This window comes from Flavobacterium selenitireducens (assembly GCF_014748335.1).
Classification (GTDB): domain Bacteria; phylum Bacteroidota; class Bacteroidia; order Flavobacteriales; family Flavobacteriaceae; genus Flavobacterium; species Flavobacterium selenitireducens.
The window spans coordinates 43,580-58,377 of the sequence record NZ_JAAVIY010000003.1 but is presented as its reverse complement, the minus strand read 5'-3'; the positions used below and the strand labels follow the sequence as shown (position 1 = coordinate 58,377).

The following is a 14,798-nucleotide window of genomic DNA, read 5'->3' as shown; positions in this document are numbered from 1 at the left end:
TTTTGAATATTTACAATCGAAAGATCGTTTTTAACACAAATTTTACAATGAAAACGTTTGCGTAATGGCTCTTTTTGCGAATACTTCGGCTTTTTGAATAATTTGCTATTTCCAATATAAGCTAGAATGAAAAATGCCCACCGAGAGGTAGGCATTCCATCTAATATTCTAGCTGTTAAAGTGTTCCGCGCTTGGCTTGTTCTCTTTCGATCGATTCAAACAACGCTTTAAAATTCCCTGCGCCAAAACCTTTCGCACCCATTCTTTGGATGATTTCGAAAAACAATGTCGGACGATCCTGAAGCGGTTTGGTAAAGATCTGGAGGAGATAGCCCTCTTCATCTGCGTCGACGAGGATGGCGAGTTTCTGGATGACATTGAGATCTTCTTTCATCATTTTCATGTGATCGCCGAGACGATTCGGAACATCTGCATAATATTCACTCGGCGGAGCAGACAAAAATTCCACGCCGCGCTCGCGCAGTTGCGTTACGGTAGTGATGATATCGTCGGTTGCGATGGCCATGTGTTGTATGCCAGGCCCGCCGTAGAAGTCCAGGTACTCCTCAATTTGCGAACGTTTCTTCCCTTCGGCAGGTTCGTTGATCGGAAATTTGATGCGTCCGTTGCCGTTTGACATCACTTTGGACATCAAAGCCGAATATTCCGTGTTGATCTGTTTGTCGTCGAATGAAAGGAAATTCACGAATCCCATGACTTCCTCGTACCACTTTACCCAAGTGTTCATTTCGCCCCAGCCGACATTGCCTACCATGTGGTCGATATATTTCAGTCCCGTCGGGCTCGGGTTGTAATCCGACTCCCATTTTTGATAACCAGGAAGGAATGTCCCGTTGTAGTTTTTGCGCTCCACGAACATGTGGACGGTTTCTCCGTAAGTATAAATTCCCGAGCGGACCACTTCACCGAACTCATCTTTTTCGACTGTCGGTTCCATAAACGGCTTGGCTCCGCGCTTTACGGTTTCCTCGAACGCGCTTCTGGCGTCTTCTACCCAAAGAGCGGCGACTTTAACACCGTCTCCGTGTTTTTTGATGTGGTCATTCAGAGGCGAATCCTGATTCAAAGGTGTCGTCAGTACCAATCGGATTTTATCCTGGACCAACACATAAGACGAGCGATCTTTCAGCCCGGTCTCCAATCCGGCGTAAGCCAACGACTGGAATCCAAACGCGGTCTTGTAGAAATGTGCGGCTTGCTTGGCGTTTCCGACGTACAATTCCACATAGTCTGTCCCTAATAGCGGCAAAAAGTCCTGCGCGCCTTCAAATATTTTTTCGAGTCCGTATTCCACGGATTTAACTTCTTTCATGTCAATTAGATGATTAGATAATGAGATGATTAGATAATTGCCTTAGTCGCAACCTTGCGTTTTGAAGTGGAAATTATCTTATTCAATAACTTTATGATTCCTGATAGATCGTTTAAATAATTTTTGCAATCCGGATAATTTGGATGTGCATCACATAAGAATAACCAGTATTCCGTTTCGTCAGCTTCCTTCATTGCTATCTTTAACTTGTGGATGAAGTCTGCCTTGCTTTCCGCATTCTGAGCCTCTTTACAATTTGCGCCGATAGAGGTTGCGCTGCGCAATAGTTGATTGGAAAGAACATACTTCTTTTGACTTGTCAGTTTTTCAGAATAGGATATAATCCGAAGAGAAAACTCAAATGTGTGAAGTAAAAGAGCGTTGTTTTTGTATTTCTCATTAAAGGTCATGTGGCGTATAATTAATTGATTACGACAATTTAGCCAATTATCTAATTGACCGAATTATCTCATCATCTAATTATTATTCCACCCAAGACCTATAATACTTCCCATCATCCAATCCCATCGCGGTTTCAGTGACTTTCAACGGCTTGAACGTGTCCACCATTACAGCCAGTTCCTCTGTGACGGTTTTCCCGATCGAACGCTCCATCGCTCCCGGCGCGGGCCCGTGAGGGATGCCTTTCGGATGCAACGTGATATGGCCTTGTTCGATGTTGTTGCGGCTCATGAAATCACCGTCTACGTAATACAAAACCTCATCGCTGTCGATGTTCGAGTGGTTATACGGAGCCGGAATCGATTTCGGGTGGTAGTCGTACAAACGAGGGCAGAACGAACACACTACAAAAGTCGACGTTTCAAACGTTTGGTGAACAGGAGGCGGTTGATGCACGCGACCGGTAATCGGCTCGAAGTTATGGATCGAGAATCCGTAAGGGAAATTGTATCCGTCCCAGCCGACAACGTCAAAAGGATGCGTCGCATAAACCATTTCGTGCAACATGCCTTCCTTTTTGATCTTGATCATGAAATCTCCTTTTTCGTCATGCGTCTCCAACTCGTTCGGCATTTTGAAGTCGCGCTCGCAAAAAGGCGAATGCTCCAACAGTTGACCCGATGCGTTCTTGTAGCGCTTCGGTGTGTAAAACGGCGCGTGTGATTCTACATAGAACAGGCGGTTGTCTTCGGTATCGAAATCGATCTGGTAAATCATGCCGCGCGGAATGATCAGGTAGTCGCCGTACTCGAAGTTGATGTTACCCATCATGGTGCGCAGTTTCCCGCTTCCTTTGTGGATAAAAAGCATCTCGTCCGAATCCGCATTTTTGTAAAAATACTCCCGAAGCGACTTTCGCGGCGCGGCCAATCCGATAATGCAATCGGAATTGACAAGCATGGCTTTGCGACTGTCGAGGAAATCGTCTTCCGCTTTAAGTTCAAAACCTTTGAACAACAGCGATTTTATGTTCTTGTCGATCGCGATTTTAGGTTCTACGGAATAGGAGTTTCGAATCTCCTTGACCTGCGTCGGACGATGGACGTGGTAGAGCAACGAAGCGTGGCCGTGAAAGCCTTCCGTCCCGAATAATTGCTCGTAATAAAGACCGCCATCAGGCTTCTCGAACTGCGTATGCCGTTTCTGTGGAAAATCGCCGAGTTTGTGATAAATGGGCATAATAGAAAGATTAGATTACTGCCACTCATACTGTTCCGGAACGCATCAGTGGCCGATGCGGCCAGTAGAAAACGCATGCCTCATTCCGGGTTGCGCTTGATCATGAACTTTAGGTGCGACAGTAGATCTTTCCAAGGTGTCATAGCGTCAAATATCGGAAAAATTAAAATTTTGAGGTGATTTTTTACGGATAATTTATAAAAACAAAACTCCGGCCATATGACCGGAGCTGTAACTTTCAGACTCTAAAAACTGTCGTATCTCGGCCAATTCCCGCTTCCGAACGTCAACGATATTTGGAATTCGGCATTCGCCATTTCATTCGTTATCTCGCCTTTTTGTAACTATACGCGTAAATCATGGCGTGCAATGCCGCGAAGACCAACGAGAAATAGTAGAGCGACGTGTCGTCGACTTCAGGATCGGAGTGATGGATGACCGCCACGACAATCAATCCCAGTACCATTCCCAAACCGGCACCGGCAACCGTTTTATAGTTGCTCAGCGGAAACTGCCCTCCGTTGAGGATACTGTTTCGCATTCCGTAGAAAAGGTACAAATCGAATCCGATCATCATCCAGACGATCAAACGGATCCAGGTGTCGAGCGGAAGGAAAACCATCATGAACAGACAGACGGCGATTCCCAAAATCGGGACCAAAGGCACAAGCGGTGTGCGGAATGCCCGCGGTGCTTCCGGCATTTTTTTACGCATGATCATAACACCGATGCAGACCAAAATAAAGGCAAACAACGTTCCGATACTCGTCATTTCGCCAACGACGCGCGCCGGCACAAATGCAGCGAAAACACTTACCAAAACCATGAAAAGCGTGTTGTTTTTGGCTGGCGTCCTGTATTTCGGATGCACTTCAGAGAACACTTTCGGCATCAACCCATCTTTACTCATAGAGAAGAACACGCGGCTTTGTCCCATCAACATCACGAGGATAACCGATGCGTATCCGCCCAAAATCGCAAGCAGGATTGCATTGTTCAACCACGGATACGCCGGCGTTATCATGCCCGCAGCATCGGCGTGGCCCATATTTTCTACCGCAACGGCAACAGGGGCGATCCCGTCTTTTCCGGCGAAAGCAGAATAATTGACCACGCCTGTCATAACGTGAGCGAAAAGGATATACAATAAGGTACAGATTCCAAGCGACAACAGGATTCCGATCGGCATGTCGCGTTTCGGGTTCTTGGCTTCCTGGGCGGCTGTCGAGACGGCGTCGAATCCGATATAGGCGAAGAAAACGATAGCTGCCGCGCGTATGATTCCGGAGAATCCAAAATGCCCGAATTCACCCGTGTTGTCGGGAATGTACGGCGTATAATTCTCAGGTCGGATGTATTGCCAGCCCACGGCGATGAAAATCAGGACGACGCTTACTTTGAGCAAGACGATGATTCCGTTTACGAAAGCTGATTCCTTGGTTCCGCGCATCAGCACGAGCGACATCACGATGACGATTAAAACCGCCGGAACGTTGATGATCCCGCCTTCAAAAGGGGAAAGCATGTAATTATCGGGTATATGTATTCCATAGCCGCCCAGGAATTTCCCGAGATAGCGCGACCAACTTATGGAAACCGTAGCCGCACCAACGGCGTACTCAAGGACCAAATCCCAACCGATGATCCAGGCGATGAATTCTCCCATCGTCGCAAACGAATACGTGTAAGCGCTTCCCGCAACAGGTATCATCGATGAAAATTCCGCATAACAGAGACCGGCGAAAATACACCCGAACGCGGCTACAAGGAATGAAATCGTGATAGCAGGGCCCGCATTCGTAGCGGCTGCCAAACCTGTGATCGAGAACAATCCGGCGCCGATGATCGCTCCCACACCAAGTGCCACAAGGCCGGAGGCGGACAGGGTCTTCTTTAGTCCTTTTTCAGATTCGGTCGCTTCGTCGAGCAACTGATTCAAAGGCTTTCTTTTCCAAATAGACATATAAAACGGTTATAATTTAAATGATTGGTTTGTTTGAAGCCCAAATATATCGCTTTTTGAAAAAAACTGGCAGAAGTACGGCATATTTTGCAAAATGAATTGCGGATACAGATTCCGAAGTGTGCGTAATGATTTTTTCGCGTGTTTAGAAAGTTGAAGGTTGCCGAAAGTTCGAAACGGCGCTTTGGATGTTCCGGGAGTTGCGGTTGGATTGGGAAATTTAAGATTTTGTACAGTTTTTCTGTATTTGGGGAATGGGGAAAACGGCGAAATTTATGGGTGGGTGGTGGCGGCTTTTTTTCCAACGCCCACTAACACAGACAACCTTAACCTCAAACTTTAAACCTTGAACTTTAAACCTTGAACTTTAAACTTTAAACTTCAAACCTCAAAACCAAAACCCAACGCTGAACCACGTAAAGCCTTTCGGAAGCTCCGGTGACCACGAATATTTGATCTCAATCGGACCGATGATCGTCTCCATCCCATATCCGACGGCGTATCCCGTATAATGCGGCCAAGAAATCCAGGCGCCGTCCGCGAAGATGCCGGCGCCGAGATTGGCAAAATTTGCAGACGCATTTACGTGATGCTTCCTGAAAATCTCATAGTCGAACGTGACACCCGTCTTGATGTAACTGTCGCCGGACACACTCAAAAAGTCATACCCGAAAAAAGGCCTGAAATTGTTTACGCTACTGAAACCGTAACCTCCAAGTACAAAATCGAAGAACGGTACGCTGTGATCGCCGATGGCAGAACCCGCTTCCGCATCGAATTTTGTCGTGAACCGCCCAAAAAAGGTGCGCGCAAATCCAACTTCCGCCTTTAGGATGGAGAACCGCCTGAAATCGTTGCCGTAATCCGAGGAGTACAAATACGACTGGAAATCCCCGGAAAAGTAAGATCCCTTCTTAGGAAAGTAGCGGTTGTCGTACGAATCATAGCGCAGATACGCAATCGCGCTCAAATAATCACTTTTTTCAAATGTCGGGGAAACCGTCTGATTTTGTATCGTTTCAGACTTTATCTTGAGATGTTTCCACTCGACTCCGGCCCCGATCATAAATTTCTGCATGAACAACGTCTGGACGTAAACCTGATGGGAAAGATCCGAAAAATTGATGTTCAACGTGTTGAGCCCGAGCGAATCGAGAAGCGCCCCGTTGCTGAAATCGGTTCCTACGTTGCGGCTGAAACTATTGTAGCGCGAGCGGAACCCGAAACTAAAATAAAAGCCGTTGTCTACATAATAATCGAGATTGTACCGAAAGTTGTCGCCCAAAATAACATCCGCAGATACGACATCGTTCTTGAACAAAACCCTTTTGGTAGTCACGTTCATCAGAATTCCGCTCTTGTACAGGCCATCGTAGTGCAATCCGAATTTGAGATACGTCCTTATCGGATTCTCGACAAGGTTCAACTTAAGTTCTTCGCCTTCCTTAGAACTGTCGAGTGAATAGCTGATCGAACTGAAATTCTGTGTTCCGGTAAGATTGTCGATGCCGGAACGCAAATCATCGTAGCAGATTTTGCTGCCGTTCTTGAATTGGAGTTTGCCCAAAATATAAGCGCGCGTAAAATTGTCGAGCTTGTTTACCGAAATGTTCTTGATCTCAAGACTGTCGCTGCGCACGGGCAAATCCTGTCGTTTGTAGGCACCGCGCTTCACGGTAATCGCGGTCAGTTTTTCGGCCTGTTCCCATGCGGCGCGCTCGCCTTCGTCTATGATCGATGCGCCATTGCTGAATGAAATCACGCTATAGTCGGACATGTCGGGACGTATGTAAATATCGGTCTTTTGCCGCTTCGGCTTCATTTTCTCGATCATTTCGAGATTGGAAATCTGGGATAATATCCGAGTGGCGTCGCTGAGGAATTCGCGGTCTTTGAGGTCGTCCTGAACGTCCACGCCTATTATGATATCGGCACCTAACGCCCGAACTTCATCTATCGGATAATTATTGGCGACGCCGCCATCAACGAGCAACCGCCCGTCGAGCTCGACCGGGCTGAAAACCGTCGGAAGCGCGGCACTGGCACGAATCGCCTGTGGTAGGTAGCCGCTGTTGAGCAAAACCTGCTGACCGGTTTCGATATCGGTGGCGATGCACAAAAACGGTATCGGAAGCTTGTTGAAATCACGAACGTTGCGTACGTTATGCGTCAATTTCGACATCATATTGAACGTGTACATTCCCTTTGAATACGAACGCGGAATCCCGATTCTCATACCTTTGAACGGAAGCGAAAGTGCGTACAACTCGTCATTTCGCTTGCCGTAGAAATTCTTAGAAGACCGCGGAATGTAATCCCCAAGCAGCTCGTCAAAATTCGTGCGCCGAAAAATCGAGTCGATCTGGTTGGCATTGTAACCCGACGCATAAAGTCCGCCAATGATCGCGCCCATACTCGTCCCGCCGATGTAATCGATCTTGACGCCTGTTTTTTCTAGCACTTTGAGCACGCCGATGTGAGCGAAACCTTTTGCCCCTCCTCCGCTGAGCACCAATCCTACTTTAGGCCGCGGTTTTACGATCGAATCGACCTGTGCGAAACCGATCGTCGGAAACAACAACGCAAAACAGCAAAGCCACAAAAAGTTGCCTTTGAAAATATTTTGCGGGGATCGGATCATTATGCTTGATTTTGCGGATGGTAAAAATCGACAATTTTTTTGGCTTTGGCCGGGCCAATCACTTCTGCTATAGCAGATTCTTCCGCTTCTTTAAGCCGTTTTACCGATTTGAAGTGTTTGATCAATGTCTGCATCGTCTTTTCGCCAATTCCAGGAATGGTTTCCATAGAGGTTTGAAGCGCGCCTTTACTGCGTCGGTCGCGATGGTGGGTGATTCCGAAACGGTGAGCCTCGTTGCGCAGTTGTTGGATGATTTTTAGCGTTTCCGATTTTTTGTCGAGATACAACGGGATCGGATCGTCCGGATAAAACAGTTCTTCGAGTCGCTTGGCAATTCCGATGATCGAAATTTTTCCCCTCAAGCCCAACAGGTCGAGGCTTTTCAAAGCGGCGGACAACTGTCCTTTTCCTCCGTCTATGATGATCAGTTGCGGAAGCGGTTCGTTTTCATCGAGCAATCTGCGGTAGCGACGGTGCACGACTTCTTCCATAGAAGCGAAATCATCGGGCCCGACTACCGTCTTGATGTTAAAATGACGGTAATCTTTCTTGCTCGGTTTTCCGTCTTTAAAAACGACGCAGGCCGAAACAGGATTGGTTCCCTGTATGTTCGAGTTGTCGAAACATTCGATGTGGCGCGGTTCGACGGGCAAGCGCAAATCTTTTTTCATCTGTGCCATGATACGTGTCGTATGACGGTCGGGATCGACGATCTGCATTTGCTTCATCTGTTCCATGCGATGGTATTTCGCATTGCGGATCGAGAGTTCCAGAATTTGCTTTTTGTCGCCAAGCTGCGGAACCGTAATATTGACCTTCTCGCCAAGGTCGACCTGGAACGGCACGATGACTTCCTTGAGTTTCAACTCGAAGCGCTCCATGATCTCGACAATTCCGATCTCGAGCAGTTCCGCATCCGATTCATCGAGCTTTTTCTTGAGTTCCAACGTATGGGACCGGATTACCGAACCGTGTGAAATCTGCAAATAATTGATGTAAGCCGAAGCTTCGTCCGAAACAATCGAAAAAACATCCACATTCGTAATCTTCGGGTTTGCCACCATCGATCGCGACTGGTAATTCTCGAGCACATTGATCTTGTTTTTCATGATCTGGGCCTTCTCAAATTCCATTTCGGAAGCATAAAACTGCATCGCCTTCCTGAATTCGCGCAGACTGTCCTTGAAATTGCCTTTCAATATCTCGCGGATCTGGTCGACGTGATCCTGGTAAACCGATAACGACTCGTGCCCTTCGCATGGTCCTTTGCAGTTTCCGATGTGGTATTCGAGGCACACTTTGAATTTTCCGCTTCGGATGTTGCTTTCGGTCAAATCGTAATTGCACGTACGGAGCGGATACAATTCCTTGATCATGTCCAAAATCGTGTAGATCGTCTTGAAACTCGTGTACGGCCCAAAATATTCCGAACCGTCCTTGATCATTCTGCGCGTGGAAAATATCCGTGAAAACGGTTCGCGCTTGATGCATATCCACGGATACGTTTTGTCGTCTTTGAGCATGACGTTAAACCGCGGCTGCAACTTCTTGATCATGTTGTTTTCGAGCAGCAACGCATCGCTTTCATTCTGGACAACTACGTGTTTTATCGTGACGATCTTGCGCACCATAACGTTTGTGCGCCTGTTGTCATGCAGCTTGTTGAAATAGGAAGAAACGCGTTTTTTGAGGTTTTTCGCCTTTCCCACATAAAGCAATCGCTCGTCTTTGTCGTAATACTGGTAAACGCCCGGTGAGTCCGGTAACGTCTGTATTTGCAAGGCGAGAGAAGGAGATTCCATAGTGTACAAATGTAACGAATCGCGTTAAAGGTTAGTATTGCAGATGTAGCCGAAATCTGAATTTTAAGTACTTTTAACAGCCAAAACCTATACAATGTTGACCAAAAACGATTTGAGGATCGCCTATAAAACGCTGCGGCTGCAATTGACTGAAGATCAAATTGCAGAAAAAAGTCTCGCAATCGCGAACCGTTTATTGCAAATTGATATTTGGGAGAGGGATTTTTACCACATTTTTCTTCCGATCGCGCGCCAAAATGAAGTCGACACCGAACTGATTCTTCACTTATTATCCGGAAAGGACAAACACATCGTCATTTCCCGGTCGGATTTCCAAACCCGCGAGATGACGCACTTCCTGCTGACCGACAACACGAAAATCATCCCAACTTCGTATGGCATTCCCGAACCGGAAAGCGGCATCGGGATTCCCGCGGACAAAATCGATGTGGTTTTCGTGCCGCTTTTGTGTTTTGACGAAGCCGGAAACCGCGTCGGATACGGAAAGGGATTTTACGACAAATTCCTAGCGAACTGTCGTCCGGAAACGATAAAAATAGGATTGTCGTTCTTCGAAGCCGTCGAGCCTTGGGAAGATGTTTTTGAAAGCGATGTCAAACTCGACTTTTGCGTGACGCCTGACCAAGTGTACGAATTCTAGATTTCGTCGGAAATGGGCATCGTAGGGTCTTCCTTTTTATGGAACGCTCGTTTGTTGAATACGATCAGTATTCCGACTCCGATTGAAATAGCGGTATCGGCAATGTTGAAGATCGCGTTAAAAAACGTGATGTGCTTGCCGCCCCAGATCGGGAACCACGACGGAAGTGCATAATCTTCTATTATCGGGAAGTACAACATGTCGACGACCTTGCCGTGGAACCAGGTACCGTAAGGTTGAGGCGACATCAGTTCGGCCAACTGACCGTGACTGCTGCTAAAAAGGACACCGTAAAAAACCGAATCGATGATGTTGCCGAGCGCACCGGCGAAAATAAGGGCGATGGCCACGATAAGATAACGCGAACTGTTCTCTTTAACCGATTTCCACAACCACCATCCTATTCCGATTACGGCGAACAACCTGAAGATGGTCAAAATCAATTTGCCGTAAGTCCCGGGAATTTTGGTTCCCCACGCCATTCCTTCGTTCTCGATGAAGAGAATCCGGAACCAATCGAAAACGCGAACCTCATCTCCGTGGACGAAATTCGTCTTGATGTAGATCTTGCTGAACTGATCAACAATCAACACTAAGAAAATGAGCAGGTACGCGTTACGTAATGACATGCGGTAGTTGTTAAAGCGGCAAAAATAGATTTAAAAATTCCAAGCACCAAATTACACATTCCAATTATCACCGAAACATGTCTGTCAGCCAACTTTAAACCTTAAACTTTGAACCTTAAACTAAAAACGCCCCAATCGGAGCGTTTTTACGTTTTTGTGGTTTATCGCTGCAAATTCTTGGCCTCGATGCTCATCGTCGCGTGAGGAACGATCTTAAGGCGTTCCTTGCTGATAAGTTTCCCGGTGACTTTGCAGATTCCGTACGTTTTGTTCTCTACGCGAAAGAGTGCGTTCTTCAAATCGCGGATAAACTTCTCCTGACGGATCGCCAATTGGGAGTTCGCTTCCTTCGACATGGTTTCGCTTCCTTCCTCAAACGCTTTGAACGTTGGCGACGTATCGTCGGTACCATTGTTCAAATCGTTCATATAGGCGCTTTTTATGAGGTCAAGATCGGCTTTGGCCTTCTCGATTTTCTTCAAAATTATTTCCTTGAACTCCGCCAGGTCGGCGTCGGAGTATCTAATCTTTTCATCTACCATTTCGTTTAGTTATTTTGAGATTAATACTGATGTTTTGATATTGTCAAATTCAACTTCGGTTCCATCGACGCTTTCGCTGATGATCAAATCCTCCGTTAGTGTTTCTTCTTTAATGTATTGGCCAAAAGCAGCGATGGCTTTCCCGAGCATTTCTTCGCTTTGGATTTCCACCCTGATCTTGTCGGTAACCTCGAACCCGGAGTCTTTTCGCATGTTTTGGATGCGGTTCACGAGTTCTCTCGCTATGCCCTCGTTTCTCAGTTCTTCGGTAATCGTAATGTCCAGGGCCACAGTAATCGTACCTGAATTCGCAACTAGCCAACCCTCTATATCCTGAGAGGAGATTTCTACGTCAGCGGATGTTAAAGTAGTATCTTTTCCTGATATGGCAAGCGTCAGTTCGCCATTGCGCTCCAATTCCGTAATCTGCTCCTGAGTAAAATTTTGTATTTCTTTGGAAATCAATCCCATATCTTTTCCGAAACGCGGACCAAGCGCCTTGAAATTTGGCTTGATTTGCTTGACCAAAACGCCCGACGCATCGTCGAGAAGTTCCACTTCCTTGACGTTAACTTCGGCTTTCACAAGATCCGAAATGGCCTCGATTTCCGCTTTCTGATTGGCGTCAAGCACAGGAATCATAACCTTTTGCAGCGGTTGCCTCACCTTGATCATTTCCTTCTTTCGCAGCGACAAAACCAGGGACGAAATCGTCTGGGCCTTACCCATTTTGCTCTCAAGTGTTTTATTAACAAAGTTTTCGACAAATTCCGGGAATCTGGCGAGGTGAACGCTGTCGAATTTTTCCTTTTGCGTTAAATTGTTGAGATCGCGATAAAGCTGATCCATATAGAACGGCGCGATTGGCGCACCTAATTTGGCAACCGTCACCAAACAGGTATACAACGTCTGGTAAGCCGCGATTTTGTCGGACGCGTATTCCCCTTTCCAAAAACGGCGTCGGCACAAACGAACGTACCAGTTCGAGAGGTTTTCCTGAACGAAATCAGAGATGGCGCGGGCGGCTCTCGTCGGCTCGTAATCGGCATAGAAACCGTCGACGTCTTTTACCAGCGTGTTCAATTCCGAAATGATCCATTGATCGATCTCGGGGCGTTCGTCCATCGGGATTTCCGCTTCGGAATATTTGAAACCGTCGATATTCGCATACAAGGCAAAGAAACTGTACGTGTTGTAAAGTGTCCCGAAGAACTTGCGGCGAACTTCGGCCACACCTTCGATGTCAAATTTCAAATTGTCCCAAGGATTCGCATTCGCGATCATGTACCAACGCGTCGCATCTGCACCGTATTCGCCCAACGTTTCAAACGGATCGACCGCATTCCCAAGGCGCTTGGACATTTTCTGCCCGGCTTTATCCAACACAAGACCATTCGAAACCACGTTTTTGTATGCTACGGAATCGAAAACCAACGTCCCGATGGCGTGCAACGTGTAGAACCAACCGCGCGTCTGGTCGACACCTTCGGCGATAAAATCGGCAGGAAAATCTTTTTTCCCATCGATTTTATCCTTGTTTTCAAACGGATAATGCCATTGCGCATACGGCATCGCGCCAGAATCGAACCAAACGTCTATCAAATCGGATTCGCGTTTCATCGGTTTTCCAGAAGGCGAAACCAATGTGATTTTGTCGACGACATTTTTGTGCAAATCGACAAGTTTATAATTTTCGTCGGACATGTTTCCAGCTTCAAAACCCTTAAACGGATTCTCCGATTGGAAACCAGCCGCGATCGACTTCTCAATTTCATTGAACAATTCCTCGACAGACCCGATGAGCATTTCTTCTGATTTGTCTTCGGTACGCCAAATCGGCAGCGGAATTCCCCAATAACGCGAACGCGATAAATTCCAGTCGTTGGCGCTCTTGAGCCAGTTCCCGAAACGACCTTCGCCCGTAGCTTTGGGTTTCCAGTTGATTTCCTCGTTGAGATCGAACATGCGCTCTTTGACGTCGGTCATTTTGATGAACCACGAATCGAGCGGGTAATACAAAAGCGGCTCGTCTGTTCGCCACGAATGCGGATAGCTGTGGACGTATTTTTCGACCTTGAACGCTTTGTTCTCTTCTTTTAATTTGATCGCAATCTCGACATCTACCGATTTTTCGGGCGCCGTTCCCGCGTCATAATATTCGTTCTTCACGTATTTTCCGGCCAAATCGCCAACGTGGGACGTAAATTTCCCTTGCATATCGACAAGCGGAACCGGGTTTCCGATTTCGTCCAAGACAAGCATAGGCGGAACTTCCGGAGACGCTTCCTTGGCGACTTTAGCATCGTCGGCACCAAACGTAGGCGCCGTGTGCACGATTCCGGTTCCGTCTTCCGTAGTAACGAAATCTCCCGAAATCACGCGGAACGCATTTTCCGGATTTTGGTACGGAAGAACGTACGGAAGCAATTGCTCGTATTTGATTCCGACGGCGTCGGCACCTTTGAATTCGGTCAATATCTGATATGGAATCTGCTTGTCTCCGGCTTTGTACGAATCGAAATCCGAAGATTCAACATAGTTTTTACCGAACTGCTTCCCAACTAGGTTCTTCGCCAAAACGACATTGATCGGGTCAAACGTATATTGATTGAAAGTCCTGACCAACACGTAATCGATTTTCGGCCCGACGGTCAAAGCGGTATTCGATGGCAACGTCCAAGGTGTCGTCGTCCAAGCCATAAAATGGACGTCTCCAAAACCTTGCAAAAAGCCAGGAAGCGTTTCACCCAAAGCCTTGAATTGCGCCACGATCGTCGTATCGGTGACATCGCGATACGCCCCGGGCTGATTTACTTCGTGCGAACTCAAACCCGTTCCTGCTTTTGGCGAATACGGTTGGATCGTATAACCTTTGTAAAGCAAGCCTTTGTCGTAAATCTGCTTCAAAAGCCACCAAACCGTTTCCATGTATTTGGGTTCGTAAGTCACATAAGGATCGTTCATATCGACCCAATAGCCCATCTTTTCAGTGAGGTCGTTCCAGACGTCGGTATAACGCATAACCGTGCGTTTGCAGGCTTCGTTGTATTCCTCGACAGTAATTTTCTTGCCGATGTCTTCTTTTGTAATCCCAAGTTCTTTTTCGGTTCCAAGTTCGACCGGCAAACCGTGCGTGTCCCAACCCGCTTTTCGTTTTACCTGAAAGCCTTTCTGGGTTTTATAGCGACAAAAAATATCCTTGATCGCACGCGCCATTACGTGATGAATCCCGGGCAAACCGTTAGCTGACGGCGGACCTTCGAAAAAAACGTAAGGTTCGTTGCCTTCGCGGCTGGTTACACTTTGCTCGAAAATGTGGTTCTTCTTCCAGAAATCGAGGACTTCAGATGCGACCGTTGGTAGGTCAAGCCCTTTGTATTCCGTAAACTTGGCGCTCATTGAGTGGTTTTATAAATGACGCGCGAATGTAGACAAAAATTTGCTTAAAACGATGTTAAAGCCTGTGTTTCTGAGGTTTTGCGATTTTTATCCGATGAATTACAGCTTCTTATGAAAAGTTCCCCGCAAAATTTACGAAACCATCACATTTCACTAACAATCAAATGCTTGTGATAGAGTCCGGATT

Annotated in this window: 10 protein-coding genes; 1 reads left to right on the top strand and 9 read right to left on the bottom strand. The window is 46.9% G+C overall.

Features of this window, described 5'->3' with window-relative positions:
* Positions 1-175: 175 nt before the first annotated feature.
* The 6 genes from hppD to uvrC form a co-directional block, all read right to left on the bottom strand.
* Positions 176-1,333: a 4-hydroxyphenylpyruvate dioxygenase gene (hppD, locus tag HC229_RS06160; RefSeq protein WP_191019594.1), complete on the bottom strand. Its 1,158-nt coding sequence runs from the start codon at positions 1,331-1,333 to the stop codon at positions 176-178.
* 29 nt (positions 1,334-1,362) lie between these two features.
* Positions 1,363-1,743 (bottom strand): four helix bundle protein, encoded by a 381-nt coding sequence (locus HC229_RS06155; RefSeq protein ID WP_191019593.1) that lies wholly within the window; start codon positions 1,741-1,743, stop codon positions 1,363-1,365.
* A gap of 73 nt (positions 1,744-1,816) precedes the next feature.
* Positions 1,817-2,974 carry a homogentisate 1,2-dioxygenase gene (locus HC229_RS06150; RefSeq protein ID WP_191019592.1) on the bottom strand — a complete coding sequence of 386 codons (1,158 nt, stop codon included), beginning with the start codon at positions 2,972-2,974 and terminating at the stop codon, positions 1,817-1,819.
* Positions 2,975-3,299: 325 nt separating this feature from the next.
* A complete protein-coding gene (locus HC229_RS06145; protein ID WP_191019591.1) occupies positions 3,300-4,937 on the bottom strand; it encodes an amino acid permease in 1,638 nt (545 codons plus the stop codon).
* A 388-nt stretch (positions 4,938-5,325) separates the two neighbouring features.
* On the bottom strand, positions 5,326-7,578 hold the full coding sequence (locus HC229_RS06140) for a patatin-like phospholipase family protein (RefSeq protein WP_191019590.1): 2,253 nt from the start codon (positions 7,576-7,578) through the stop codon (positions 5,326-5,328).
* The gene (uvrC, locus tag HC229_RS06135; RefSeq protein WP_191019589.1) at positions 7,578-9,380 is read right to left on the bottom strand and encodes an excinuclease ABC subunit UvrC; all 1,803 of its coding nucleotides are present in this window, start codon (positions 9,378-9,380) and stop codon (positions 7,578-7,580) included. The genes HC229_RS06140 and uvrC overlap by 1 nt, the downstream gene beginning before the upstream one ends.
* A 94-nt stretch (positions 9,381-9,474) precedes the next feature.
* Between uvrC and HC229_RS06130 the strand changes: the two genes are divergently transcribed.
* A complete protein-coding gene (locus HC229_RS06130; RefSeq protein WP_191019588.1) occupies positions 9,475-10,041 on the top strand; it encodes a 5-formyltetrahydrofolate cyclo-ligase in 567 nt (188 codons plus the stop codon).
* Here HC229_RS06130 and HC229_RS06125 read toward each other — a convergent pair.
* The 3 genes from HC229_RS06125 to ileS form a co-directional block, all read right to left on the bottom strand.
* Entirely contained in the window at positions 10,038-10,670 is a 633-nt protein-coding gene (locus tag HC229_RS06125) for a lipoprotein signal peptidase (protein WP_191019587.1), read from the bottom strand. The two genes, HC229_RS06130 and HC229_RS06125, sit on opposite strands and share 4 nt — an antisense overlap.
* A 161-nt stretch (positions 10,671-10,831) precedes the next feature.
* Complete coding sequence (locus HC229_RS06120; RefSeq protein WP_176006129.1) at positions 10,832-11,212, bottom strand: TraR/DksA family transcriptional regulator; 381 nt, start codon at positions 11,210-11,212, stop codon at positions 10,832-10,834.
* Positions 11,213-11,221: 9 nt separating this feature from the next.
* The gene (ileS, locus tag HC229_RS06115) at positions 11,222-14,611 is read right to left on the bottom strand and encodes an isoleucine--tRNA ligase (RefSeq protein WP_191019586.1); all 3,390 of its coding nucleotides are present in this window, start codon (positions 14,609-14,611) and stop codon (positions 11,222-11,224) included.
* Between the last annotated feature and the right edge of the window lie 187 nt (positions 14,612-14,798).